We start from the raw sequence: 25694 nt of genomic DNA on the forward strand, positions 1-25694 counted from the left end.
AAACTAGGGGGTCAGACGATGGGTATGTTTTCGTGGTTGCCGTTCGGCAAGGTTCCCGAGGTTTCTCCGGCGCAGCTTCACGCCATGGTCAGCGACGGCACGACCCGTCCGCAAGTGATCGATGTGCGGCTGGGCGCGGAATGGCGCGCGGGCCGGGTGCCGGGGGCGATCAATATCCCGGTCACCCAGCTTGGTGAGCGGATCGGTGAGCTTAATCTCGATCCGTCGCGTCCAATCATTGCGATCTGCCGCTCGGCGCATCGCAGCATCCCGGCGGTTCGCACTCTTCGCAAGCATGGCTTTGCCAATGCCTGCCAATTGCAGGGCGGGATGCTGGCGTGGTGGAAGGCGAACCTGCCGCTTGAGGGCGCGAAGTAGCGTGGCTGACCCGCGCGGCTAGAGCAATGGCACTGCCCCCAACCCCCGCTTCCGGTCCCGGTGATCCGCATGAAGGCTATCCGGTTTCGCGGGCCTATGCCTGGCTGGCCTTTGCGATGACTTTCGCGCTGATGCTGTCCGACTACATGTCGCGACAGATCATCAATGCGGTGTTCCCGTTCCTCAAGGCCGAATGGTCGCTCAGCGATGGCCAACTGGGTTCGCTGGTGGGAGTGGTTGCGCTGGCGATTGGAGTTCTGTCGGTGCCGATCTCGTTCATGGCGGACCGCTTCGGGCGGGTGCGCAGTGCGGCCGTGATGGCGCTGGTCTGGGGTCTGGCGACGGTGGCTTGCGGATTGTCGGGAGGCTATTACCAACTACTGGCGGCAAGAGCGCTCGTCGGCGCGGGCGAAGCCGGATACGGCAGTGCGGGCGCTGCGATCCTGACCCAGTCCTTTCCGGCGCGAATGCATGCCACCGTGATCGGATCGTTCCTGTCGGCCGGCATGATCGGATCGGTAATTGGTGTCGTCCTGGGCGGCTACGCGGCCCAGAGCCTCGGCTGGGGCATGGCCTTCATCCTGATCGGGGTATTCGGGGTCGCCCTTGCCGTGATGTTCCCGCTGGTTATCCGCGAGCCCGCGCGGCCCGTGCTGCTACCCAAGCAAGTCTTGCCAATCCGCGATGTCCTGAAGCGCATGGCTGGCACACCGACGCTGCTCCGGATCGCCGCAGCCGGGGCTTGCGGGATGTTCGTGCAGACCAGCTTCCTGGCCTGGATGCCCAGCTACCTCAATCGCTACTACGGGCTCGATCCGGCCACGGCGTCGCTGGGGACCGGCGCAATTATCCTGTGCGGAGCGCTGGGGACGATTGCGGGCGGAGCGATTGTCGACCGGTTCGCGCGCGAGCGCCCGGCCAACCGTCTGCGCCTGTCGGGGCTGTTCGCACTGATTCTGGGGCTGGCGATGCTGGCAGCATTCCTGTTGCCGCTGGGGCCGCTGCAACTGGCCCTGATCGCCCTGGGCTTTGCGGTCAGCACCAGCTACCTTGGGCCTGCCCTCGCTGCGGCGGGGGACGTTACGCCGGAGGCGAACCACGCCACCACTTACGCGCTGATCTCGCTGGCTTACATGCTGCTGGGCGCTGCGCCCGGACCGATCCTGACCGGCTACCTCGCCGACGCCAGCGAATTGAGCCTGGCGCTGGGGATTATTCCGGTTCTGGCCGTGGCTGGCGGGCTCTTCTTCTTCGCCGCAGCCAAATCGTTTCCGTGCGATGTGGAGCGCCTTGGTCAGACGTCAGCCTAAACTTCGAGCGACCTCGCTACCTGTCCGGCAACATGGTGCGCCCAGGCGGCGATCGCGAGTGCGGGTGGACGCCCCGGCGCGGCGGGAAGCGCTGACCCATCGGCGACGAATAGCCCCTGATTGCCGTACACCTCTCCGCGATGGTCGATCACCCCTTGTCGGGGATCGGGACCGATCCGGGCGCCGCCCCAGGGGTGGACGGTGAGCGGCTTGCCGATCAGCCAGACCTTCGATCCGGTTTCCTTGCCGAGCCGAGCAAAGCTGCCCCGGATCCGGGAGTAGACCGATTCGCGGGCTGCATCGTAGTCAACCGTGAGCCGTCCATTCTTGAAGCCAATGCGACCGGACCCGCTGTCTGCCCCCATCCCGACCACCAGGAAGCGGCGGCTGAGCGCCTTGTGCAAGTGGCGCAGCACCGGAAGATCCTTGAGCCAGGCAAGGCTGGCAATGCCCAGCGCCGCATCGCCCTGTTCGGGCGCGTTGATGTTACCAATGAACGGCGGTGCAACCAGCCCGCTGGGTGCATCCTCATCGCGGGTCCACAGCCCCAGCAGGTCGCCGTTAGCCCCAAATCCCTGTCCCAACGCAGGCATAGCCGCAAGCCCGCCGCTCCGCGCCAGAAGCTGAACACTGTTCAGCGTACCCGCAGCCAGGACCACGCGGCGGGCCTTGCAGGTCTCGTTCTTGCCAGTCCGCAAGTTCTTGAACCGCACTTCATAGGCCGGACCATCATCAACCGGGATCGGCACGATCGCGCTGACTTCGCACAGTGCCTGCACTTTTGCACCCTGCCGCATGGCCCGGGCAAGGTAGATGAAATCCACCGATGCCTTGGCGCCGCCTGCTGAGCCAAGAAAGCCATCGCCATCGAAGGTGCAGCTTTGGCGTTCAATTCCATGCGCATCGGTGTCGCTGGCACCGGCCTGATCGATCGATGCAGCGAATTTCATGGCCAGTCTTGGCTGCTCTTGCGCTGCAACACAGGCCCGGTTGCCACCCGCGGGCAATTGGTCCCAGATTGAAGTCGGAATGGGGGTGTCCGGCGTAAGCTCAACCGCTTCCAGATCGGCGATAACCTTGGCGTAGTGCTGCTCGACCGCAGCGGCATCGAGATCGGGGTGACGGTCCTGCCAGAAGGCCGGGTCCTCCGGGCGTTCAACCAGCGCCCCCCAGGCGATGGTCGCCCCGCCAACCGATGAGGCAGAAGCAACGTGCAGCCCTTTGAAGGACTGGACTTCGAACAAGCCCTTGCGATTGAGTGGGAGCCGGAACCGGCCGATCCTGACACTGCGCAGGGCATGGGTGAAAACCCGCCCGCCCAGTGGCAGGGCTGCGCGATCCTCGATCCCCATCGAGCGAACCGGCAAGGTATCGCGCCACGGTCCGCGCTCCAGCACCAGGACCTTGTGGCCTTGACCGCTCAGCAAGTCAGCCGAAATCGCCCCGCCAAACCCGCTGCCGATGACGATGACATCGAAGTCCAGCGCTGTGCTCACGCTGCGGCCACGCGGTCCGGGTGCCAACGCCACAGCGCCCAGACGATCAGGAAGGCGGCGGGAATATCGGCCCACATATGGGCGTGCTCGTTGGGATAGAGGAAGGATTGCGGGATCATCACCAGCGCGTGCAGCAGATTACCGACAATCCCGAAATCGAACAGCGCCACGTTGCGCTTGGGATCGCTGGCCCCGCGCACCAGGCACAGGCCAAACCCGATGTAGAGCGCCAGCAACATGAACAGATAGGGATGCAGCCCGTCATAGGGCGACGCTGCATGGGCCGGACCAACATGCGGCACGCCTTCGGGCAGCATACCCCAGATAAAGCCTGGCGGGTAGATCAGCAGGGCTCCGCCCAGCAGCAGGCAGGTCCATCCGACCAACTTCATGACCAAGGCTGATTTCTGCAATTGCCCTGTCTGCGCTTCCATTGCCATTCCCTCTCGTCTTCTGGTTCCCAAAGCTACTTCATGCCGCGCGAGTTTCCCCCCTCCAATGGGGGGGCGAACAATCTGCACCAGTTCCTAGTCTTGCAACATCAAGCAATAGGAGCAGATCATGGCACAGCATCCCGTCGTTGTTTATGGCGCAAGCGGCTACACCGGCATGCTTATCATGGACTGGTTGATCGACCAGAACATCCCGTTCACCGCCGTTGGCCGCAGCGCAGCGCGGATCCACGAGATGATGGCCCAGCGCGTCGTCCGGCTCGAATCCGCGACCTACGAAGTGATCGAGGCCGAGCACGATGTCGAATCGCTGACCCGCGCTTTCAAAGGCGCCAAGGTGGTCTGCAACACTGTCGGTCCGTTCGTGAACTATGGCCTTGCCGGGGTTGAGGCGGCGCTCAAGGCCGGATGCCATCACCTCGATACCACCGGCGAGCAAAGCTATATACATCAGGTCCGCGACCGCTTCGGCGCGTCCTATGCCGAAGCTGGCCTGCTGGTCGCACCCTCGACCTCGTACATGTTCTCGTTCGCCGAGATCGCTGCAGAGCTGGTGCTCGAAACACCGGGAATCGACGCGCTCGAAACCGCGACCATTTGCCGGCTCGACCGCGCCCGTAGCGCCGGGATTACAGTCGGTTCGACTGCCTCGATCTTCGAACTGATGCGCAATCCCTCGTACTACCTGTGGGACAACCAGCTCCAGCCGCATGGCCCCGATGCCGGGTTCGATCTGGTCGCGCCCGACTTCATGCAGACCATGCTGGCGCTGCCCTGGGGCGGAACCTCGCTGCCGATCTTCTATCAGGACGATTCCCGGGTCCGTAGCTGCCTCTCGTCAGTTAGTTTCTACGACGCGCAGCCGATGCTGCGGATGATCCATGGCCTGGCCCAGCAATGGGAGGCGGAATACCAGAATTTGCCGGTCGAACAGCAGGACGCAGTCATCCGGCAGATGGTCGATTCAACCACCCCCGCGATGCCGCCGCGTGAGCGCACCACGATCAACCGCTCGGTCGATTTTGCCATCGGGCGCGGCCAACTGGCCGCATGTCGCGCAACGATCCACGGGGTCACGCCTTACATCGCGACCGGGGCTTTGCAGACGGCGGCGGTGATCAAGTTGCTCGACGGCGAAACCGCGAAGGTCGGCTTTGCTTCGGCGGTCAAGGCGTTCGGTCACCACTACCTGCTCGGCTTCCTCGAACAGCGCGGGTTGGCCCGGGCGAGCGTGACGGACCTCTAGTCCCCATGGCGATTATCGACTTCTTCGATCGCGGCTGGCGCGCCAATCCGGGCGGCACCGCCTATGTAATGGGTGAGACTGCCTACAGCTTCACCGAAGTGCGCGCGCTTTCGTGCCAGATCGCAAACCAGTTGCTGGCAGAGGGTTTCGCGCCAGAGACCAAGGGCGGGGTCTGGTCGCAAAACGATCCGATTGCCTGGACCTGCACGCTGGGGCTGTGGCGCGCCGGGCTGGCCTGGATTCCGGTTGGTCCGGCCGCCCCGCCCGAACAGAATGCCGCAATCCTCGATGCGTTTGATTGCGAGGTGATGTTTTTCCAATCCGGCTATGCCGCAGCGATCGAACAGGTCCGCCCGCTGCTTCCCCGGGTGCGACGGTGGATTTGTATCGACCAGGACCTGCCGGGCGCGCCATCGCTGGCCAACTGGTGCGGCGCGGCTGACAACAGCGCCCCCTCACTTGACCTGACGATGGACGGGGTGGCCGCCGTGATGCCGACCGGCGGCACGACCGGCTTGCCCAAGGGCGTGATGAATACCCACCGATCGATCCAGACGTTCGTGGCGCACTATCTGATCGCGGTAACCTATGGCGCGGATGACCGGCCAGTAAACCTGGCTGCCGCACCGATGACGCACACAGCGGGCCTGCTTTCGTTGCCCTGCACGGCGCGCGGCGGGACTGTGGTGATCCTGGCCAAGCCTGACCCGGCGACCATGTTCGAAGCAATCGAACGGCACCGGGTGACGGAGCTGTTCCTGCCCCCCACGGTGATCTATCGCCTGCTGGAAACTCCGGGGGTTGAAACCACCGATTTCTCTTCGCTGCGCTATCTGATGTACGGCGCAGCCCCGATGTCGCTCGACAAGCTCAAGAAGGCGATCGAGGTGCTGGGGCCGGTGATGACCGGCGGATATGGCCAGACCGAAGCACCGGCATCGATTTCGTATCTGCGGCCGGATGAGCACTTCGTTGACGGCGCGCTGGCCAGCGATCAGCGCCTCTCATCGGTGGGTCGTCCCAATCCCCTGATCGCGGTCGAAATCCTCAATGCAGCCGGGCAGGTGCTAGGCAAAGGAGAGACCGGCGAGATCTGCGTGCGCGGCGACCTGGTGATGAAGGGCTATTACAAGCAGCCCGAAAAGACAGCCGAGGCGATTGTCGACGGCTGGCTGCACACCGGCGATGTTGGCCATATCGATGTCGAGGGCTATCTGCACATCACCGACCGGATCAAGGACATGATCATCTCGGGCGGGTTCAACGTCTATCCCAACGAGGTCGAGCAGGTGATCTGGAGCCATCCTGCGGTGCAGGACTGCGCGGTGATCGGTGTGCCGCATCCCGATTGGGGTGAAACGGTCAAGGCTGTGGTCGAACTCAATCCGGGCCAATCCGTGACAGCCGATGAACTGATCGCGCTGTGCAAGGCCCAGCTTGGCTCGGTCAAGGCGCCCAAGTCGATCGATTTCATCGATGCCTTGCCGCGCAGCCCAGTAGGCAAGGTGCTCAAGAAGGATTTGCGCGAAGCCTATTGGCAAGGCGCGGATCGCAAGATCTAGGAAACAGGCATGGGCGATATCTTCATTGCAGGCATCGCCATGACCCAGTTCGGCCGACATCCCGAGCGGAATCTGGCTGACCTGGCCGCAGAGGCCTTCGCCGGCGCACTCCGGGATGCAGGTTGCCAGCCGCGTGATGTCGAGACGGCCTTCTATGCCGGAATGACCAACGGCCCCTTGCAAGGGCAAGTGGCGATCCCTGGACAAGTGGTGTTCGCCCAGCTTGGCCTGCATTCGATCCCGATATTCAACGTCGAAAACGCCTGCGCATCGGGCAGTTCAGCCTTTCACCTTGCAGTGCAGGCCCTGAAAGCAGGCGCCGCCGATGTCGCGCTGGCATTGGGCGCGGAAAAGATGAACGTGCCCGACAAGACCCGTGCCTTCGCGATTTTCGAAGGTGGCTGGGACGTGTCGCGCGCCGAGGAAAACTACCAGACCTTGCTCAAGATGGGTGAAGGCGTTGCAGTGCCGCCGGGCAGCGAATCCGACAAGCCCTACAGCAAGTTCATGGCGATCTATGCGGCGATGTGCCGGTTCCACATGAAGCGCTTCGGCACCACCCAGCGCCAGATTGCGGCAGTCAGCGCCAAGAACCACATGCATTCGGTTCACAATCCGCTGTCGCAGATCCGCAAGCCGTTCACGATCGACGAGGTATTGGCCGCACCGCCGATCACCTACCCGCTCACGCTACCGATGTGCGCTCCGCTGTCGGATGGAGCCGCGGCCGTGATTGTCTGCACCGAAGCCGGACTCAAGCGGCTGGGGATCAGTCGAACGCGCTGCGTCAAGGTGGCCGCCAGCGTGATCCGGGGCTTCGGCACGCGCGCACTCGATGCTCCAGAGCTTCACGTATCGCGCCTTGCCGCACAGCAGGCCTATGAAATTGCCGCTGTCGGACCGCAAGATATCAGCGTCGCCGAAGTCCACGACGCTTCGGCAATGGGTGAGATCATCCAGGTTGAGAACTTGGGCTTTGTCGGACTGGGCGAAGGCGGACCGGCAGCCGAACGCGGGGAATTCTCGCTGGGCGGGCGCATTCCGGTCAATCCTTCGGGCGGACTTGAATCCAAGGGGCATCCGCTGGGAGCGACCGGGATCGGCCAGCTCTACGAACTGGTCTGCCAGCTGCGCGGTGAAGCGGGCGTGCGGCAGGTTGAAGGCGCAAGGTTAGCCGTTCAGGAAAATGGCGGCGGGTTGCAGGGGATCGAAGAAGCGGTCGTCGCTATCACAATCCTTGCGCGGTAATTTCTGACCGCCTGCTTAGGCCTGAAGGATAGACTTGCCGTGCAAAGCAGGTGACAACCCATGCGATGACTGATCCTGGCCTGATCCTCAAGGCGACTGCGCCCAAGGCGTCCCGCATGATGCTCCAGCGCGTCCGGCTGGGGCTTAGCAGTAACGATCTGGCTGACATGTCGGTCATTGCAGTCGAGGCACCGGCAGGGTTTGGCAAGACCACCCTTCTCGCCCAGTGGCGGCGCGAGGCCTTGGCCGCTGGCGGGATCGTCGCCTGGCTCACGCTTGACAAGCGTGACCATCCACAGCGCTTTGTGCAGGGATTGGATGTGGCGCTGCGGATCGCTGGCGGCCGTAGCGGCGGCGCCCAAGCCGGATCAGCGTTAGCCGATGAAGGCATCGAAGCCTTGACCGCATGGCTAGCGCGCGTGGCCGAAATGGCAGTCGAAATCCTGCTGGTTCTCGATGACGTCCATGCGCTTCCCGAAGATACGCTGGAGAACTCGCTTTCCTATCTGCTGCTCAATGCCCCGCCAAACCTGCGTATCGTCTTGGCGATGCGGCGTGCGGTGCCTCTGGCGTTCTCAGAATTGCTGGCCAGCGGGCGGCTGATGATCCTTGATACCGAGCAACTGCGGTTCCGGCCCGACGAGACCGCATCCGCATTGGCTGCGCGGTTTGGTGACCGGATCGATGCAGACCAATGTTCGCATATCCATGATCGAACCGAAGGCTGGCCTCTGGGATTGCAACTGGCGATAACCACCCTGATCAAGAGCAGCGACCTCAACCTTGCAATCGCCCGGTTGTCTTCGACTCAGGGCGATCTGCAACGCTATTTCGAAGACTGTCTTGACCGCCAGCTTTCGGCCGAAGCGACCGATCTGCTCGTTTCCATTTCCTGCCTCGACATGATCGAGCCCACCTTGTGCCGCCACGTATCAGGGCTGGAGAATGCCGCAGGGCAGCTTGCACAATTGCTGGCATCCACGCCGATCTTTCAGGGGGCAGTGACCAGCAATTGGCTGCGAATTCACCCACTTGCCCGCGAATTTCTGCTGCGGCGGTTCGATCAGCTTCCTGCGGAGGCGCGTGCCGGAATCCACAGCCGTGCCGCACAGTGGCTAGCCGAACACGACATGCCGGAAGAGGCCGCCCATCATGCCTTGCAAGCGGGTAAGCCCGCCATGGCCTACGATCTGGTTGAGCGCTGTCTTTATGACACCATCAAACGCGGCGACATGGCGCTGATCCAGGACTGGATCGAGCGCCTTCCTCCTCAAGAGATCGAACGGCGACCGCAGTTGCGGCTCGCGGTCGGCTGGGCATTGGCGCAGAGCGAACGTCACGCCGAAGCCGCGACGCTGGTCGGGCCGATCATCGCCGAGCCGGATGCAGGCGATCTCCTTCGCTGCGATGCATCGGAACTATGCGCGACTGCAGCTCTGTTCACCGAGGATCTGGGAGAGATGGACCGGTTGATTGCGCCCTGGGCGGATCGGCTGGAAGGGCTGCCATTGTTCCAGCAGGTGGTCGGCACCAATATTCGCGCGGTAGTAAAGCTGCTGAGGGGCGACCCGGAAGGCGCGCGCTATTTGCTTGAAGCGCTGCCTCAAGCTCACGATGTGCCGGGTCTGGGCTATGCGGCCGGGTGGACCGATTGGATTCTTGGCCTGAGCCACATCTGGCAGGGACAGGTGCGCCTGGCCGAAGCGGCGCTTCAACCGGCACTCACCCATGCGGAGCAAGTCGCGGGCCGCCGTTCGCCGATTGCAGTCATGCTCGCGGCGACTCTCGCAAATGCTTTGTGGGATCTGGGCAAACGGACCGAGGCGGCTGCACTCCTGGCCGGGCGCCTCGATGTGCTCGAACGGCATGCGCCGCCCGATGCCATCATTCTGGGTTGTGTAACCCAGGCCCGCCTGGCGTCTGCGGAAAGCAAGCATGGCAAAGCGCTCGACCTGCTCTCTCACCTTGCCAGCCTGGGCGAACGGCGCGGGCTCCCCCGGATTGGAGTTATGGCGCTGGGCGAACAAATCCGCCTCCATGCCGCCAGGCTTCAGGGCGAGGCGGCTGTCGTTGCGATGGGGCGCCTTGAGGCTCTTGCCGATAAAACGTCAGCGACATGGGGGGATGCAGGGCCGGTCATTGCTGTACAGCTCGAACTAGCCCGTGCGACCACCGCCCTTGCGCGATTTGACTGGGATGCCGTGCTCACCCACTACGCCGCAGGTGAGCCGCTGGCCCGGCAATTGCGGCGGGCCAGAGACGTCCTGAGTTTCAGGATGATGTACTCGGTAGCATTGCAGCGCCTTGGCCGGGACGGAGCAACCGTGTTTGCTGAAGCCATGAGCCTAGCCGAAACAATTGGTCTCGATGGACTATTGCTGGAAACTCATCACAGCTTGAGCGAATGGAAGCAGGGTTTGGCCTCCCATTCACGCGAGCCAGGCAGCCAAAGCAATAGTCCCCCAGCTCGAATCCCAACACCTTCAACCACTGAGCCCGAACGGGTCCATCCAAGCGTGCTGCTGACACCAAAAGAACGCGAAATTCTCGCACATCTTTCCGCCAATCTATCAAACAAGCAAATCGCGCTGGCGCTCGATGTCGGGGAACAGACGATCAAATGGCATCTCAAGAACCTGTTTGGAAAACTTGATGCCTTCAGCCGCCAGCAAGTGGTCGCCAGAGCCAGGATGCTAGGGATTCTAGGTTAGAAGAAAGCTCTCATTTTTTCCGGCCAGTGCGACGTGGATCAGGTGGGGTAGATGTGGGGGACAGCACCATAGCCCCAAAGAAATCACTCGTCTGTTCAATTGGTTGAGCAAATACCCTTGCCTCCACCCTGTCCGCCAGATTGCGAGATTTTATGGCGAAGCGTACTGACTTGCCGAAACGTTTGGCCGCTCGCATCCGCGCCGCACAAGAACGGGTCAGGCAAAAGCGTCTTGGGATCGTTTACGCCGAGAAGAACTATGAGCAGAGCCGGGCGCGGGTTGATGCCTACGAAGAAGATCCGATAGCATTCGCAGCGCGCTTTTATCAAAATCACGAGTGGGACAGCTATCCGGTTCAAGCGAATCTCGCCACGAACCGCGAACGCAATGAGTGCCATGAGCGCAGAAGGGAAGAACGCATTAAGGAGTTAGCAGAACTTGAATCTGCATTGATGCGGACTGAAGAATTGGTACTTGCCGAGGTGACGCGAATGCGTCCGACTACGGGTCGCGTGCCTTGGCCCCGCAGCTTGCCCGCTTTCACTAAGTTTCGGGCTCAGCTTGAAATGGAGATGCGACGGGAAGATGAGCGCTGGCGTGCAGAACGCGCGCGCGATGACGCAGAGTTTGAGCGAATGATTGCGCACGAAGAGTCTGCACTTGAGGAATTGCAAGAACTTGGCGACAAAGAGTTGCTTCGTGACCTCGCTGCTATGTCTCCATCGGAATATGCGAACTACCGCGCCTGGGCTGATTACTTTGTCCTCAGCTTGCGTTCTGGTTCGTTGGGCATGCAAGATATTCTTTCGCAAGTTCGGAGCAACAAGCGCGCGCGATAGCCACAGCAGAGCCCCGGAATCGCATTGCGCTGGCCGATTTCGGCGACAGTTTACGAAATGCTCCAACTGAGCATAGCCCATCTCATGTCCAAACCATTTTCCTACACGCCCCCATCCTGTCACACTCCCCCCGGCTCCGGCGAATCGCCGTGGGGCTTCTTTGACATCGTCGATGCGAGATGGCTTGGCAGGGTTCCGGGGTGATGTCTGGCGCGCAGGGAAAAGGGCCTTGGAAACAGCGTTACGCTGGTGAAACGAAAGGTCACACTTCGGTGTGACCTTTCGGGTTTGAATGAAGCGCATTTATTGCGCTATATCAGATAATTCACCGATCAAGTTCAGGCACAGAATCAGGTCGTTTTCTCCCGCTGTTGCGTGTCAACCACCCGGCCCCTAACCAGCCGGGGCGAACCGGGCGGCGAGGCGTTTCAGGGCTTCTACCACCAGGCCGAAGAACAGGCCCCCGACCACGGTGGAAAGCACCAGTTCCTGCCAGTTGACCTTCAGCTGGATCAACGGCGCGGCGGCGACGGTGAGGAACAGCATGGTGGAGGCGTTGATCGCGAAGGGCACGGCCTTGATCACGTCCAGATAGAGCGCCAGCACCATCAGCCCCAGCCCCGCGGCCAGCCCGGCCCCGCCCCACTTGGTCGCGGCAAAGACCACGAACCAGGCGAGGCCGATCCCCACCAGCGCCCCGACGATCGCGGTGGGCAAGCGCTTGATCTCAAGCTGTTCGTTGTTGGCCCAGAACCACAGCAGCAGGAACCCGCCGAACAGCGAGGTATCGGTCAGGAACTGCAGCCCCAGCGCCACCCAGGCGATGATGATCAGCAGGACAATCACGGTCAGCGCAAGGCCCGCAAGCGGCCCCGGCGCAGCGGCGGGCGGCGTGGTCTGGTCAGTCATGGCATCCATTCCCCTGTAGCGCCGGTTGCTCCGGCATCGGGGGGAGTAGAGCCTAAACGGGTGGGGTTGGCCAGAGCGGATTGGCCAGGCCTGCCCCTCCCCTTTTCGGGGAAGATCGGGCCTTACCGTCGCAGCCCTAGGAAGCCGAAGGTATCGGCGTCCACCTTCATCCGCAGCGTGGCGAACAGGCCCTTGTCGGTGCTGCGCGCGGCGGAGAAATCGCGGTCGCGGAAGCCAGTGATGTTGTAGCCCACGGTCAGCAACACGTCCTTGGCCGGGCTGATCCCGATCTGTGGGCCAAAGGCGAAGCTGGTGGTCTTGTCGTCCAGGTTGTGGCGCACGGTGGCAACCGCACCCAGATCGAAGTGCTCGCCAAGGCCAAGCCGCGCGTCGAGCCCGCCGATCAGCGTGGTTCCGGCCAGATTGAAGTCCTGATAGCCATCGAAGTTGTGGCGCACCGCGGCGAACAGGCCCAGTTCGGTGCGCTGGACGAACTGGCCGTCCTGCTTGCCGCGCGGTGACCAGTTGGCCGAGACGGCCCCGATCAGGCGGCGCGAGCGGGCATCGCCATCGACGGTCAGCGCGGTGCGGCCGGCCGGGCCAGCTTCACCCGCAACGGCATGGCTCACGCTGTCGCTGCGGAACTCCAGCTTGGACAGGAACGCGAACGGCGAACGCGAAGGGCGATGGGCAGCGGCAATCGCGCCGTCGAAGATCTCGCTGGCCAGGCCATTGGCCCCGGTCGCGCGGGTCCAGGTGAAGCCCGAGCCGACCATCGAGCCTTCGCCCAGCTGGCGGATCGCGCCGAAGGTGAAGCCCTTGCGGTCGGCCAGCTGGCCATTGCGCAGTTCGCCGCGCATCGACGCGCTCCAGCGACCGGTCCGCCAGGTGGCGCCCAGGGTCATGGCGGTGAAGTCTTCGGCCAGAGTGCCGTCTTCGCCCAGGTTGCCGCCGCTCGATGCGGGGTGCTGCGGGTTGATCAGCTTGGCGGCATCAATCCCGCCCAGGGTCTTGCTGCCGTCCAGCGTAGCGTCGATCGTCAGGTCCTTGGTGACGTTGAACGACTGGGCCAGACCAAAAGCGGCGAAGCTGCGCTTGCCGAGTTCGCCGATCTGCTGCTGCCCGGCGGCAGTCACCACGCGGGCGCCGTCCCAGGGGGTCAGCTCCAGCCCGGCGCGGGCGGTGCGGGCATCGATGCTCTCACCCTTGGCGATCTCATAGGTCCCGACCAGCTTGACCGCGGGGCTGAGGGTATAGCGCGCGGTCAGGCGGTGGCGTTCGGGCAGATCGACCGATTCAGCCTTGCCCAGGGCGATGCTGCTGGCGATCCCCAGTTCCAGCCGGTTGCCCGCCATGCGCTGGGTCACCCCGCCTTCGAGCACGGTCGAATTGGCATCGGTGCCATCGGCCAGATGATCGCGCATCATCGCCACGCCCAGCCGCGCGTCGGTCTTGGGGGTGCGATAGAGTGCCCCCACCTGCGTGGCAAAGCGGTGCGAAGTGTCGGTCAGGCTGTCTTCGTACCAGGTGCTGGCGGTCAGCGAGACCGGCTCGCTCAGCTGATAGCGGGCATCCACCCCGTACTTGCGGCGACCGCGCTCTGCCCCGGACAGCTGGCCCACGCCATAGTCCTTGTCGGCCGAGCGGGCATAGGCCAACAGGTCCAGCTTGCCGTCATGGCGTTCGGCTTCGATCAGCCAGGCCTTGGCCTGCTCGCCCTTGCTGAAGCTCATGCCCAGTTCGGCGCGAACCTCGGTGTTCTCACCCAGCTTGGCCCGCAGATCGACCGCGCCCAGGTTGGTACGGGTGGCATCGGCCCCGCCCGATCCGGTGTCGGTGATCGCGCTGGCGCCCAGGCGCAGCTTGCCGTTTGCGGTGGTATAGTCCGCCCGCAGCCCGGCATTGATCGCCCCGCCGCGCGCGGTTTCATCGATTTCGTAGTCGACCACGATGAACTGCGGGTTGAGATCGACATCGCGGCTCAGCACCGGTTCCTTGAAGGTGATCGTGCCGGAAAGCAGATCGATGTCGTAATCGATGAAGCGGGTCAGGCTGCGGCGATCGACCAGCACTTCCGAACGGAACCGGTCGCGTACTTCGATGCTGACCTGTTCGCTGTTCGGCACGATCGCGCGGCTCGACAGGCGATAGGGTCCGCTGATCCCGCCGCCCTGGATCTCGTCCCGGCGATGGCTCGCGGCGATCTTGGCGGCGAAAGCCTGGGCATGGAAGCCGCCGGTGTTGAGTTCGCCCTTGAACCCGGTCGCGGTGCGCTGATAGCGGGCGAGCTGGGTCTGGTCGAAGCCGGTGTCGAAATCGCCGTAGAGCGCATAGAAGATGCTGCTTTCAACCCGGACATACAGCTTTTCGCGGCTGGCGGCATCGAACCGGCGTTCCGAACCATCGGCGAATACCGTGTAGTAAGCGCGCGGATCGATGGCTCCCAGCAGGCGCTGATCGTCGCGCTGCTTGGCGCTGTCATAGGCTGCGGTCAGCAGGAATTTGCCGAGCACCCGGCCCTTGGCATAGAACGCCACCCGGGCATGCTGGCCCAGATCGCTGTCAAGCCGGCCAGTGCGTTCCATGTTGTCGGCCACGCTGCGCGCGCCGACCGAACCTTCGGCCAGCCCGACCAGAGTCCAGGGCTGCTCGCCGGGCACAACCCAGGCGTCGAGCTGCTGGCGGCGACGCTGCTGGTCGTGGGTAAAAGTGAATTCCATGTGCAGCTTGCCGCTGACCATGGTCGGCGCCAGTTCCACCAGAGCCACGCCCTGATCGCCCTTGACCGTCCAGCGCGGCGCGGCGCGGCCCAGCCCGGTCAGCGCGCGTGACTGCATGGCGTCTTGCGCTTCGGCGCTTTCATAGGGAGCGCCCAGCGTGAACTCGCCCGAGATACCGTCGTGAACCGGGCGGCCGTTGCGATCGAGCACACGAATTGCCAGCACCGGGCGGGTCGAACCGTCGGCGGTCAACTTGGACTGGGCGGGAAGCCACTCAACCTGAGCGGGAGCATCGGCATAGTGAACGTCACGCGTCAGGTTCGCCGCGACCGAGCCATCGGCATTGCGGACGACTGCCGTAAGGTGGGTGGTTTCACCGAAGATCGGGATCGCGCGCCAGACACTGACCGCATGGGTCCCGGCCGGAGCGGTGTGGAGCCCGTCAAAAGCGACTTTGTCGACCGGCTTACCATCGACCGACAATTCAACCTTCTGCCCCGGACGGTGGCGGATCACCACGCGCACGGCCGGAGCGCGCGGGTTATGGTCAAGTGCGGGGAACAGGAAGTCAATCGGACCGTCCCCTTGGGTGAGCCAGTTGGTTTCCGCACCAGCAGCGATGCGGCTGTCTGAAACGTCAGCATCGTCTTTCGATTTTTTGATTTCTTCTGATGACTTTACGACCTGCTTATAAGGCAAAGTCGCGGAAAAATCAGCGACCGCCAGCGATCCGCCCTGCCCCATGATGAAGCGCGAACTGGCGCTGCCCGCGCTGCGGGTCGAGCGGGCGCAATCGACGAACTGTCCGCCCTTGGGCAGAGTGTTGGTCAGAGCCTGAACGACGTGGCTGCCCGGCGTCAGGCCGTCAAAGTGATAGCGGCCATCGGCGTCAGTAATCGCAAAACTGCCGTCTTCCAGCACCACGCGGACCCCGGGAATGCCAATATGCTGGCCTTCGATCGCACAGCCACCATCGGTGATCTGGCCGATCAGTGTCATCCGGGCGCCCAGATTGTCCTGGCTGATCTTCAGCACGGCACTGGCGACGGAAGAAAGGCCGCGGGAATCGGTTGCAACGGCTTTGTTAACAGCCTGCCCGGCCGGCGCATCGGCGCGCACCGTCATGGCATAGGTCACGGTCTTGCTTGCGCCCGGGCCAATATCGCCAAGGGCCACGGTCAGTTGGCGGCCATCGGCGCTGGCCTGAACCGCCGCCGGATTGGCCGCACCATCCAGCCGCACGCTATCCTTGCGCAGCCGCAGCAGCGCGGAAGGCGTATCGACCAGCGAGACGGCGCGCTTGGTCCGCGCGGAATCAGGATTTCGTGCCGTGACGGTATAGAACACCACTTCACCCGGCAGGGCGGTTGGCTTCGAGACGAATTTGGTCAGCGAGACCGCCACGGCCGGCCGGTCGAGCGGAACGTCAACGCGCACCGCTGCGGGACTGTTCAGGGTGATCGTGCCGCCAAACGAGCCTGGCACGATTTCCAACGGGGCTCCATCAGGACGGCGCAACAGCGCGAGCTGCCCGGGGCTGGCCTTTGACGGAGCGCTGTAAGGCGCTGGCGGAGTCACTACCAGGCGGTACTGACCCAGCGCGGCAAGCGGAAAGCGGTATTCGCCGGGCAACATCGGCCAGACATTGCCAGCACCATCGGTCACACTGGCGCCAGAAACGACGGTAGATGGCCAGGGAGTTACCCCGTCATCGGCAAAGACCCGCGCGGGCGCGCCGGTAGCCGCATCAACCAGGGTTACCCTTACCCCATCGATCGGGGTGCCATCTTCGCTGTCAAAGAACAGGCCGAACGGATCGGCCAGGATTTCCACCTGCGCGGTGGCGAGGATCGAGAATCCGCCGGTCCGCAGGCATTCGATCGAAATGTGATCGCCGGGCGAAACCGACAGGCGGCAATCGCCCTGCACCGGCTTGGGCGGGATCGCCGTGGTCGGGATCGCGCCGATAAACACACCGCTGTTTACGGCGGTTTCGCTGATCGTGATTTCTTCCCGGTCGCCCGAGGTAGTGGTCAGGATCGTGCGGACCGTATCGATCTTGGTCGGATCGGCGTTCGATCCGGGCGAGACCAGCCGGAAGAACAGCGTGTTGCCGATCCGGATCGTGGAGGTTTGCTGCAGCGAGGCAACCGAGGAGCCGCCCGGCAAACCGCCCGGCACCACGATTGTCTGGCCTCCGCAAGCAGAGGGATTGAACGCCAGCTGATTGCCATTGCCCGACCCGCCGACAAAGGTATCGATGGTGATCGGCTGCTGCTGAAGATCAAAGCTGACGGTGTTGGAATTGACCGAAAAGGCCTTGCCGCCATCGGTCCAGTTGGCTGCGGCGACATTGGTGATGGTCTGCGCCTGCGCACCAGGCACGGCAATCAGCAGCACCGCAAGCAGCAGCGCGACCAGATAGATGCCGAGGTTCCTGAGAGCGACCATGGAGCCTGTTGGACTGAGCGGGGGAACAGGATGGACGGGCAGCGCGGCTTGCACCGTGCTGCCCGTCCGGATCCTCAGTTAATGGTTGCGCGGAAGCGCAACGTTTTGGTCTGGCTGGCGGCAATATTGCTGAGNTATTGCTGAGCGTGCCGCTGACCGTGCCAGAGGCAAAGCTGCCCCCAAGCGAACCGTCAGAGTTGCACACGCCGCTGGTTGCCGAACCATCCACATAGGTCGTGCCGGTCACGTAGGTGACCGTTGACGGCAAGGGATCGCTTACCGTGATGCCGGTCGCCGTGGCACTGCCCGCCGCGTTCGAGACGATGATGCAGTATTCGATCGTCGCCCCGGGAATCGCCTTGGGACTGCTGGTGCCGTTGACCGGATCGCTGATCAGCGTGCTGGTCTTGGTAACCGACAGCGCTGCGGCCAGAACGGTGTAGTCGTCCTTGGCCGAATGGGTGCCATCATACTGGGAATCGGTCGCACCGGCAGCGTCGGCAAACACCGTGTCCATGCCCGAAGTGTTGGCACCGCTGGTCTGGGTGACCACCGCGCCCTGGGTGCCGCTGGCGCCGTTTTCACGGGCAGTGGCCGTCAGGGTCAGCGCCGCGACCGAACCGGTGGCGAGGCTGAGCGGGATGTCCGAAACGACAAATACGGTCTTCGTCGCATCCGCCGCAACTTCGTCCAGATAGGCTACGACCATATCCGTTCCAGAGTTGAATACCCCGTCACCGTCATCGAGGTAGATCGTGACGTTGGTGGAATCGAAGCTGTCGGTGTTCGAATGGGCACCCGCCCCCCCGGTCTGCTGAGTCACGGCAAGGCCGAAATCCAGTGCAGCGTTCGAATTGTTGGTCACCGTGTACTTGGTCACCGCCGAGGTTTGCCCCGGCGAAACGGTAGTGGTGGCCCCATCGGCATCGGCCACGGTGATCGCGATCTTGCGGTCAACCGTGAAGGTGTTCGACGCGGCCGAAGCCGTCTGCGAGAAACCGCCAACCTGGAAGCTGACGGTCACGTCGTTCTGGATTGTCGATCCCGCTGTCGTACCCGACGCCAGTGCGGGGTCTGCAATCAGGAAGGCAAGTGCAGCAGCACCGACCGTCCCAAGCAGTCTGCCTGACTTTTTCATTTTCTGGTCCCTATCCATACAAGTGGCCCGTGATCACTTCCGCCCGCGAGCCTTGGCGGTTCAGTCCGTGGTTCAGCGGACAATGGCGTTGAAGCTGAGCGTGCCGGAAGCTCCAGGAGCGACCGAGGCGAGTACCCAGCGAACATGTGTGACATCAGTGGCCTGGGCACCGCGTTGGCCCCCTTGCCCATCGGCAACCTTGAGCAGCGCAAGCTTGCCCCAGGTCTTGCCGCCATCAACCGAGACATCGAGGTTGTTCGAACCGTCCGATGCCAGGGCAATACCCGGCTTGATCGGATTGGTGACGACGATGTTTTCCGCCTTCACCGCCCCGTTGTTGCGATAGCGGGTCGAGAATACCAGGCGATCGCCCGGAACCACGACGGCTGGTTCAACCAGCGAGTGGACTTCCTTGCCATCGGCCATGGTGACCTTGTCGACCTTGACGTCGCTGACCAGTTCGAACGGCTGTGCTGCCTGTACGGCGGCGGCCGGAACGGCGCTGCTTGCGATAATGGCGCCAATCAGCGCGACTAACAGTCTGGCTTTCATGTGCTTGCTCCTCAATTGATCTTGACGTCGAACTTGATCGTCTTGGTGGTGCCCCCGGCAACGCTGCCCAGGTTCACATCGATCCCGGTGCCGGTGGCCACGCCTTCGTCGGTGTCGCTGACGTCGGTCAGAGAAGCGCCTTCAAGCTTGAGTGTGTTGGCCTGATAGGTGGTTCCCGACGGATAGCTGTCGGTGACGTGCAGGCTGCCAACCTGGCCCGAACCGCTGATCGTCGCGACCAGGGTATAGGTGACGACAGAGCCGGGAACGGCCTTGGATCCGCCGAACGGATCAAGGATCGTCGCGGACTTGCTCAGCGATACGCTGGCCAGGCTGGCGATCAGTGCGTCGAGGCCGTTGGCGCTGGCACCCGAGGCGCCAACCACGGCATCGCCGCCGCCATCGCCCTGGCCGGTGAAGGCCGTGCCCGGCGTGCCGGTGCCGGTCACCGCATCGGCGGTCAGGCGGACCTGGCTGCTCTGGCCATCGGTTGCGCCCGCCGGAAGCGAGACGATGACGAAGACTTTGAGCGAACCGTCAGCCGCGATCGATGGCGTCGACGAACCGCTGGCCAGGATCGTATCCACGCCGGGTTCGTAGGTTCCGTTGCCATTGCTATCGACCACGATCGACTGCACCACGGCGTCAAAATTGTTGCCAGCCACCGTCGGGTTGACCGTCAGGTTGAAAGCTTCAGGGCCGTTGCCGGTGTTGGTCACCCGGTATTCCAGCACGGCATTGGCCGCCCCGATTGCCAGCGGCGTGGTGGTGAGCCCGGCGACGGCGACGTCGAGCAGCTCGTCCACCTTGACGGTTACCGTGTTCGAAGTGACCGATCCGCTGGCAGCACCAGCGGTATAGGTCGCTGTAGCGGTGTTCTGGATCAGGGTACCCGCCGTTACGCCCGTGGCGGATGCGGCTTGGGGCGCCAAGCCCAGCATTGCTGCTGAGCTGATCAGCCAGATGCGCGATCGAAGGCCATTCTTTCTTGTCATGCCTTCCACATACGGGAATGTAGTTAACACTCAGTTGCACGCTCCGGGTGACTACCTATTTGCGCAAATCGTCCAACAAAGGACATCGCAAGCACATTCGAACGAGGCCCCGGAGCGCCCACTGCGCATTGCTACAGATTGAGCATTCAGCATCGCCCGCTGCGACCAGTCGTTGGCGCGCGCATGACAGCGGAACAACCTGCAGAGCAGCGTGAAAGTCGATTCCGGCTTTGGTCAAGCAACCTGGCCTGCCCAAGACGCAATCAGAAGCCTGACCCACCGCCGGTCTTGCTGGCAACCCCGCTTCGAAGTTGTCTTGCGAGGAAATTCAAGCCTGGCGTTTATACTTGAGCGTGCTTCAGTGCATCTCCTGCGGGGGTGGACTTTCCGCGCGTCGCAAAAATGCTTGCACTCGCCGGCATGTCTTGGCCCGTGGCACCCTTCCCCCTTTCAGATCTTCGACAAATCTCGGGTCCCTGACGGCAAGCCTCCCAAACTTGCTCGGCGGCATTCGGTGTTGTGCGAGGTAGAGCTTGATCTGATCCAGGAGTTCCATCATCGCATGACTCACTTAAGGCTTGCGTTCTTCTTTTGTTCCGTATAGGATGGAAATCCTAGAGTCTAGGAAATATTCCTATGAAACATGCATTGGGGCCGCGAGACATCGAAGTTCGCGAGACGCTTGAGCGACTGATCGCTGAGCGGCGTTGCAAGTATTCGGGCATCTCACGCCTGCTTGGCCGTAACACCACCTATATCCAGCAGTTCCTGCGCAAAGGCAGTCCGCGCCAGCTCGACGAGCGCGATCGCGCGATCCTTGCGCGGTTCTTCGGGGTCGAAGAAGTTTTGCTCGGGGGACCCAATCGCCAGACAGGCCCGGTGGTTGATCTTGTTCATGTCCCCATGCTTTCGGTCGAAGCCTCAGCCGGGCACGGCGCGCTCGCAGAAATGGAAGCCAAGAGCGCACAGTTCGGGTTTGACCCCAACTGGCTGCGCAAGCTCACCGCAACCAAATCCTCGGGCCTGTCGATTATCGGCGTGCGAGGGGACTCGATGGAGCCGACACTGAGCGATGGTGATGACGTGCTGGTCGATCTGGGCGATAACCAGAGTCGGCTGCGCGACGGGATCTATGTCTTGCGGATGGACGACAGCCTCAACGTCAAGCGGATAGCGATCGAACCACAAGGTCGCAAGATTTCAGTTGTCAGCGATAACCCGGCATATCCGAGCTGGAATAGCCTTGATCGCAGGGCAGTCCACATCGTCGGAAGGGTGCTGTGGTTTGGCCGCAAGCTCCAATAGGTGAGCATGCATGAACGAACATCGCATTGACGCAAAATTGCTGGTCTTTCGCAAAGCGGCATGCAGGTTAACCGGCACCAGGAGATCATCGTACCGACCTTCTGTGTGACATCGCCAGCTTGGAGGTTCACGCCGTCTGCAAGAGCTTCGGCAGCTGCTCATGGAAGTTTCGACCCTACGAGTCCGGATGCCCTTGCTGATCAGGACAGCAACTCAGCTTGCGGCCATTTGGTGCCTACCAAAGGCAAATCCGGAGCCGACAAACTCACTTTCGCCGCACAAACTCACTATCGCCGCCCTGAAAGCAAGGCGCTTGCTGATAGTTGCCTCAATGCCCGCAGCGAACTTGCCTGAACAGCGCGCGCCCGATCGACCTGCATTGCTGCCTTGGCGAAAGTTCTGACAACCAAGCATCGGATGTGCGGCCAGTCCGCTGGTCGAGCAAGCTCTGCAAGAAGGTGATCTCCCCGCACCGGCCGACCTTTGCGGAAAGCCAGCTTTACTCGCTTGATGCGATAGGTGCGGCCGAACAGATGCGAGCAAGGCTTGGTGCATAGACCAATGGCCGCGCAATCAGACCTGGGAGTGAGATTGCGCGGCCACCGGATTCCTGCCAGGTGGGTGCACCAAGCATTTGGACGGTATATCGTTTGATAGTTACCATTTGGTAAATGCATGCTCACTTTTTGCAGCGAGGATAGACGGCTTCTTTTCCGCAGGTTGAATTTTCCAATCCTACCTGGCCCAGGACAAGACACCCGAATCCATGGACGCAAAGGCCGCCCATTTGCGCTCAATCGCCATCTGGTCCGTTCGCTCACCAACGAAAAGCTGCCTATCGATCGTTGGGCCAGCATGGAGATGGGAGCCTGCGCACAAACACTGCATTGGAGCTGGTCTTTGCAGCGCTCGAGTGCCGGGCGGCTGTCTTGTGCAGCGAAGCCGGTAGCACTGCAACCTGCACTGCCTTGAACGCGTCCACCCTTAAGTCAGAACGGACGCAAATCCACGCCAAGGCTAGCTTCTGGCTAACCCCAATCAAGCCTTACCATGTTAACCAATGATATATTTTTGTTCGATAGCCCGGTGGCGTGTCGCCCAGCAAGCATACCTGCCTTTCGAACCATTGGACTGTGCATATCCGCACTGAAAATGGCTTGCGCATACCGGGCAGGTTGCTCGATTTGTCGACCAATAACTGCACTATCGCGGTAGAAAGTCGGTTACCTAGGAACGGTTCCAGAATCCTGGTTAGTCCGGACGGGCTTGGCGTCCTTGAAGCAACGGTTCAATGGTCCTGTGGAAATCAATTTGGCGCGGTATTCGCTCGCCCGATATATGGCCCGGTCCTTGACCACTATCACCGCAAATATGCCAACATTGCGCCGCTGGTTACGCATCCATAACAGAGCGAATTCAACCTGGTCAGGCTCCGGCGCAATGCGGCCGAGGGTTCCGTCCGTCTGCAACCGGTCAGTCGGGTTCAGAAGGTCTTTCTTCGCGATCGGGTTGGTAGCGCTTCAGGCTGCTCGCCAAATTCTACGCCGTTGCTTCGCGGCTCTTGCTTTGTGCGCGCAATTCGATCGCTGAGGCGAAGCTCGGAATACTGACCTTTGCGCCTTTCTGCCCGACAACCGCCCTTGGTCCGGTCGAACTCGAAAAGTCCGGTAGGCCGGCAGCGGCGAGCAGGTACGGCGTTACCCGGCAGCGCGTACAGAGCCCGCCGTTGCCGTCGCTGACGAGGTGATTTTCAAACGCGATGCCCAGTTGCGAACCTCGGCTGCGGCGCACGGTCGCCACTTCCAACTGTCCTTCGCCAAAATCGAGTACAAATTGAGTGCCGATGGGGACATCCAGCAGCCCCTCGATCAAGGCGCCCGAAGCAGAAAGATTGCGCAGCATCACCGTGTAGTAGAAGTCATCGTGGATCGCGCCAATCTTGCGATACATAGTCATGCGCTCATGGCGCTGCTTGGCATAGCCAGTCGGTTCAATGCCCCAATCGGCGTGATAGGCCTGGGTCTGAAACTCTCCATCGGGTATCGCGGGCGAATAGATATAACCCTGAATGTGGCTGACCCCTTGCTCCCTGACCATGGCGAGCTGATCGAATGTCTCGACGCCTTCGGCGGTCGTCTCCATGCCGAGTGCTGTGGCGAGACCAATGATCGCAGCAATAATGGCCCGGTTGCGCGAGCCATCCACTGTCGCCCCCCGCACGAAGCTCTGGTCGATCTTGATCTTGTCGAAAGGCGCAGACTTGAGATAGGCCAAAGATGAATAGCCTGTGCCAAAATCATCGAGCGCCAGGCGCACGCCAAGCCCTTTCAGGGCGGAAAATGTTTCATCGGTAGAAGCGTCATCGGCGAGAAAGACGCCTTCGGTTATTTCCAATTCAAGTCGCTCGGGGGAAAGGCCCGTTGCGGCAAGCGCCTGGGCCACGATCGTGGGGAATCCTGCATCGACGAATTGCACAGGCGAGACATTCACCGCTAGGCGCAGCGGTGTCTTCCACTTAGCGGCATCTTCGCAGCCCTTGCGCAGGATCCATTCGCCAATTCGGCAAATCAGGCTTGATTCCTCCGCAATCGGGATAAAGGTCGAAGGGGATATCCGGCCCCGCGTTGGATGGTTCCAGCGCACAAGCGCTTCTGCACCGGATACCTTGTTAGACTGGGCACCAACGACCGGTTGGTAAAACAGTTCCAGCTCTCCGCGCTCGATCGCATCGTGGAGATCCTGTTCGAGCAGGCGTCGTTCTTCGGCCGCTTCAAGCAGTTCGCGCGAAAAGAAGCAGAACCTGCCTCTTCCGCCATGCTTGGCGGAATACAAGGCAAGGTCCGCATTTCTGACCAGCTCGCTCCGCTCTGCCCCATCGAACGGGCTGACGGCAATGCCGACCGACGCGCCAATGATGCACCGCGAGCCTTCAACGGTGTATGGCTGAGACAACATTGCGATAATGCGATTTGCCAAGTCCCCGAGGACACCGCGGTCCTCCTGGCCAGGCAGCAGGACCTGAAACTCATCGCCGCCCAGTCGGCACACTTTTTCGCGATCGCCGACGATGGTGACGAGGCGCTCGGCGACCTGTTTTAGCAAAGCATCGCCAATGCCATGACCAAGTGTGTCATTGACCTGCTTGAAGCGATCGAGGTCAATGAGCATGGTCGCACAAGGGCGGTTTTGTTGGCGAAACGATGCCAGAGTTCGCTCAAGCATCGAAGTCATTCGGCGCCGATTGAGCAGGCCAGTCAGAGGATCATGCATGGCGAGCTGGGCCGTTTCTTCGGCCGCCCGCCGATCGTCGGTTATGTCCGAGCAGAAGCCGAAAAAGCCTTCAAACTCGCCGGTAGCATCGAACTGCGCCTCTCCGGAAAGCGAGCACCAGCGTGTTTCGCCGTCAATCGTGATTGGCAATGGCAATCGATCGAAGCGCGTCCTTCGTGTCAGCGCCAAGCGAAGCGAGCCAACCGCGTCGCCTTCATGATCGCTCCGCTCGAACAAGGAGCACAGATGCATGCCTGGCCCAAGCTGCACATCGCCCAGAATTTTCTGAATGAGGTTCGACAGGTAGGTCACCTGACCTGCGGCGTCCGTCACCCACACTCCGCCCAGCGCGAGATTCTCGAAGACCTGGCAAAATTTCGCCGAAACTTTCTCGGGCGCGCCGACGCCGACCGGCGTTCCGCTGGCTGGCGGACTGCGTGAAAACCGGGACATGAACGATGATGACGGCGCGTTCATCTCAGCATGGACGTCCCTGCGGGGCCTGCAGAAGGCAAAGTATCGCCATGGCGCGCGACCTGCGACCCTGAGCTAAGGACATTCTCACCTGGCATTGCCAAGCAGCTTGAAGGTCCGCTGATCGATCAACCGCAGAAATTCGATTCCAATGCTGCGACCACGAGACCACCTGACCAAGCCTGACACGGCAGCGATATTCGAGAAATGTAACTCGACAAACTGGCCAGCGCGGAGTGCCACCTGCTCATGCCGAACGTTACAGCCTGTAGCGGAAAGAGAGGAGACCCGGGCGCCAGATCGCACAGGATGAGCTCCGCGAGCCTCGATGAGGCATTCGGCGACCCACCGTCCTTCGCAGCGACTAAGCGGAAGAACTGCAATATCGATCATTGCGTGTTGTGCACTGGAGCCAACCGTCACAGCAGAATCCGATCTCGCTCATCTTCGCGACCTGGCTATTGCCGGCCCGACAGCCACCAACTCGCTTCAAACAACCGTCTTTGGGGTTATCGCCAGCGCTACTGTTCGAGATATATCGGGTGATGGTTAAGCGTACGGATGCAGAAAATGCTTAATGCGAATTAGGTTGTGAACCCATAAATGTCAGGCTGGTGGCTTCCACTCATCGATAAGGC

16 protein-coding genes and 1 pseudogene are annotated in these 25694 nt (G+C 61.9%); 8 read left to right on the plus strand and 9 right to left on the minus strand.

The genetic code is table 11. The annotated features are described in order from the left end of the window. The first annotated feature begins 18 nt into the window (after positions 1 to 18). Positions 19 to 378, plus strand: a complete 360-nt coding sequence (locus MNBBLIKP_RS14175) for a rhodanese-like domain-containing protein (RefSeq protein ID WP_088310897.1) — start codon at positions 19 to 21, stop codon at positions 376 to 378. Positions 379 to 404: 26 nt separating this feature from the next. After that, on the plus strand, positions 405 to 1688 hold the full coding sequence (locus tag MNBBLIKP_RS14180) for an MFS transporter (protein WP_088310898.1): 1284 nt from the start codon (positions 405 to 407) through the stop codon (positions 1686 to 1688). Here the strand turns inward: MNBBLIKP_RS14180 and MNBBLIKP_RS14185 are convergent. Both MNBBLIKP_RS14185 and MNBBLIKP_RS14190 read right to left on the minus strand, forming a co-directional pair. After that, on the minus strand, positions 1685 to 3184 hold the full coding sequence (locus MNBBLIKP_RS14185; RefSeq protein ID WP_140420608.1) for a GMC oxidoreductase: 1500 nt from the start codon (positions 3182 to 3184) through the stop codon (positions 1685 to 1687). The two genes, MNBBLIKP_RS14180 and MNBBLIKP_RS14185, sit on opposite strands and share 4 nt — an antisense overlap. Continuing rightward, positions 3181 to 3576, minus strand: coding sequence for a DUF6632 domain-containing protein (locus tag MNBBLIKP_RS14190; RefSeq protein ID WP_140420609.1), 396 nt, complete (start codon positions 3574 to 3576; stop codon positions 3181 to 3183). The genes MNBBLIKP_RS14185 and MNBBLIKP_RS14190 overlap by 4 nt, the downstream gene beginning before the upstream one ends. Before the next feature lie 169 nt (positions 3577 to 3745). Between MNBBLIKP_RS14190 and MNBBLIKP_RS14195 the strand changes: the two genes are divergently transcribed. The 5 genes from MNBBLIKP_RS14195 to MNBBLIKP_RS14215 all read left to right on the plus strand — a co-directional run bounded on the left by MNBBLIKP_RS14195 (position 3746) and on the right by MNBBLIKP_RS14215 (position 11242). Then, on the plus strand, positions 3746 to 4882 hold the full coding sequence (locus MNBBLIKP_RS14195; RefSeq protein WP_088310901.1) for a saccharopine dehydrogenase family protein: 1137 nt from the start codon (positions 3746 to 3748) through the stop codon (positions 4880 to 4882). A 5-nt stretch (positions 4883 to 4887) separates the two neighbouring features. Next, positions 4888 to 6444 (plus strand): class I adenylate-forming enzyme family protein, encoded by a 1557-nt coding sequence (locus tag MNBBLIKP_RS14200; protein ID WP_088310902.1) that lies wholly within the window; start codon positions 4888 to 4890, stop codon positions 6442 to 6444. Positions 6445 to 6453: 9 nt separating this feature from the next. After that, positions 6454 to 7692, plus strand: a complete 1239-nt coding sequence (locus MNBBLIKP_RS14205) for a thiolase family protein (protein WP_088310903.1) — start codon at positions 6454 to 6456, stop codon at positions 7690 to 7692. Positions 7693 to 7757: 65 nt separating this feature from the next. Further along, on the plus strand, positions 7758 to 10403 hold the full coding sequence (locus tag MNBBLIKP_RS14210) for a LuxR C-terminal-related transcriptional regulator (RefSeq protein ID WP_088310904.1): 2646 nt from the start codon (positions 7758 to 7760) through the stop codon (positions 10401 to 10403). A gap of 152 nt (positions 10404 to 10555) precedes the next feature. Continuing rightward, the gene (locus MNBBLIKP_RS14215) at positions 10556 to 11242 is read left to right on the plus strand and encodes a hypothetical protein (RefSeq protein WP_088310905.1); all 687 of its coding nucleotides are present in this window, start codon (positions 10556 to 10558) and stop codon (positions 11240 to 11242) included. A 393-nt stretch (positions 11243 to 11635) separates the two neighbouring features. Here the strand turns inward: MNBBLIKP_RS14215 and MNBBLIKP_RS14220 are convergent, their stop codons facing one another. The 5 genes and pseudogenes from MNBBLIKP_RS14220 to MNBBLIKP_RS14240 form a co-directional block, all read right to left on the minus strand. Beyond that, positions 11636 to 12151 (minus strand): hypothetical protein, encoded by a 516-nt coding sequence (locus MNBBLIKP_RS14220; protein ID WP_140420610.1) that lies wholly within the window; start codon positions 12149 to 12151, stop codon positions 11636 to 11638. Between the two features lie 122 nt (positions 12152 to 12273). After that, the gene (locus MNBBLIKP_RS14225) at positions 12274 to 17322 is read right to left on the minus strand and encodes a DUF11 domain-containing protein (protein ID WP_088310907.1); all 5049 of its coding nucleotides are present in this window, start codon (positions 17320 to 17322) and stop codon (positions 12274 to 12276) included. 135 nt (positions 17323 to 17457) lie between these two features. Further along, a pseudogene (locus MNBBLIKP_RS18400) lies at positions 17458 to 18478 on the minus strand (hypothetical protein); the annotation flags it as partial. A gap of 54 nt (positions 18479 to 18532) precedes the next feature. Beyond that, the gene (locus MNBBLIKP_RS14235) at positions 18533 to 19012 is read right to left on the minus strand and encodes a hypothetical protein (RefSeq protein WP_088310908.1); all 480 of its coding nucleotides are present in this window, start codon (positions 19010 to 19012) and stop codon (positions 18533 to 18535) included. Positions 19013 to 19023: 11 nt separating this feature from the next. Further along, positions 19024 to 19953 (minus strand): hypothetical protein, encoded by a 930-nt coding sequence (locus tag MNBBLIKP_RS14240; RefSeq protein WP_254913060.1) that lies wholly within the window; start codon positions 19951 to 19953, stop codon positions 19024 to 19026. Positions 19954 to 20643: 690 nt separating this feature from the next. Between MNBBLIKP_RS14240 and MNBBLIKP_RS14250 the strand changes: the two genes are divergently transcribed. Continuing rightward, positions 20644 to 21312 carry a S24 family peptidase gene (locus tag MNBBLIKP_RS14250; RefSeq protein WP_088310910.1) on the plus strand — a complete coding sequence of 223 codons (669 nt, stop codon included), beginning with the start codon at positions 20644 to 20646 and terminating at the stop codon, positions 21310 to 21312. 1539 nt (positions 21313 to 22851) lie between these two features. On the opposite strand, the gene MNBBLIKP_RS14255 is transcribed toward MNBBLIKP_RS14250, so the two are convergent. Together MNBBLIKP_RS14255 and MNBBLIKP_RS18405 are read right to left on the minus strand one after the other, a co-directional pair. Then, positions 22852 to 25059, minus strand: coding sequence for an EAL domain-containing protein (locus MNBBLIKP_RS14255; RefSeq protein WP_088310911.1), 2208 nt, complete (start codon positions 25057 to 25059; stop codon positions 22852 to 22854). A gap of 84 nt (positions 25060 to 25143) precedes the next feature. Beyond that, a complete protein-coding gene (locus tag MNBBLIKP_RS18405) occupies positions 25144 to 25449 on the minus strand; it encodes a PilZ domain-containing protein (RefSeq protein WP_088310912.1) in 306 nt (101 codons plus the stop codon). Between the last annotated feature and the right edge of the window lie 245 nt (positions 25450 to 25694).

The organism is Novosphingobium sp. B 225, from assembly GCF_002198665.1.
Classification (GTDB): Bacteria; Pseudomonadota; Alphaproteobacteria; order Sphingomonadales; family Sphingomonadaceae; genus Novosphingobium.

Excerpts from the sequence above, each read along its gene's own strand:
- MNBBLIKP_RS14250 (WP_088310910.1), top strand. The coding sequence starts at position 20,644 with ATGAAACATGCATTGGGGCCGCGAGACATCGAAGTTCGCGAGACGCTT.
- MNBBLIKP_RS18405 (WP_088310912.1), bottom strand. The coding sequence starts at position 25,449 with ATGATCGATATTGCAGTTCTTCCGCTTAGTCGCTGCGAAGGACGGTGG.
- MNBBLIKP_RS14225 (WP_088310907.1), bottom strand. The coding sequence starts at position 17,322 with ATGGTCGCTCTCAGGAACCTCGGCATCTATCTGGTCGCGCTGCTGCTT.
- MNBBLIKP_RS14205 (WP_088310903.1), top strand. The coding sequence starts at position 6,454 with ATGGGCGATATCTTCATTGCAGGCATCGCCATGACCCAGTTCGGCCGA.
- MNBBLIKP_RS14200 (WP_088310902.1), top strand. The coding sequence starts at position 4,888 with ATGGCGATTATCGACTTCTTCGATCGCGGCTGGCGCGCCAATCCGGGC.
- MNBBLIKP_RS14175 (WP_088310897.1), top strand. The coding sequence starts at position 19 with ATGGGTATGTTTTCGTGGTTGCCGTTCGGCAAGGTTCCCGAGGTTTCT.
- MNBBLIKP_RS14240 (WP_254913060.1), bottom strand. The coding sequence starts at position 19,953 with ATGCTGGGCTTGGCGCCCCAAGCCGCATCCGCCACGGGCGTAACGGCG.
- MNBBLIKP_RS14195 (WP_088310901.1), top strand. The coding sequence starts at position 3,746 with ATGGCACAGCATCCCGTCGTTGTTTATGGCGCAAGCGGCTACACCGGC.
- MNBBLIKP_RS14255 (WP_088310911.1), bottom strand. The coding sequence starts at position 25,059 with ATGAACGCGCCGTCATCATCGTTCATGTCCCGGTTTTCACGCAGTCCG.
- MNBBLIKP_RS14220 (WP_140420610.1), bottom strand. The coding sequence starts at position 12,151 with ATGACTGACCAGACCACGCCGCCCGCCGCTGCGCCGGGGCCGCTTGCG.
- MNBBLIKP_RS14210 (WP_088310904.1), top strand. The coding sequence starts at position 7,758 with ATGACTGATCCTGGCCTGATCCTCAAGGCGACTGCGCCCAAGGCGTCC.
- MNBBLIKP_RS14235 (WP_088310908.1), bottom strand. The coding sequence starts at position 19,012 with ATGAAAGCCAGACTGTTAGTCGCGCTGATTGGCGCCATTATCGCAAGC.
- MNBBLIKP_RS14215 (WP_088310905.1), top strand. The coding sequence starts at position 10,556 with ATGGCGAAGCGTACTGACTTGCCGAAACGTTTGGCCGCTCGCATCCGC.
- MNBBLIKP_RS14180 (WP_088310898.1), top strand. The coding sequence starts at position 405 with ATGGCACTGCCCCCAACCCCCGCTTCCGGTCCCGGTGATCCGCATGAA.
- MNBBLIKP_RS14190 (WP_140420609.1), bottom strand. The coding sequence starts at position 3,576 with ATGAAGTTGGTCGGATGGACCTGCCTGCTGCTGGGCGGAGCCCTGCTG.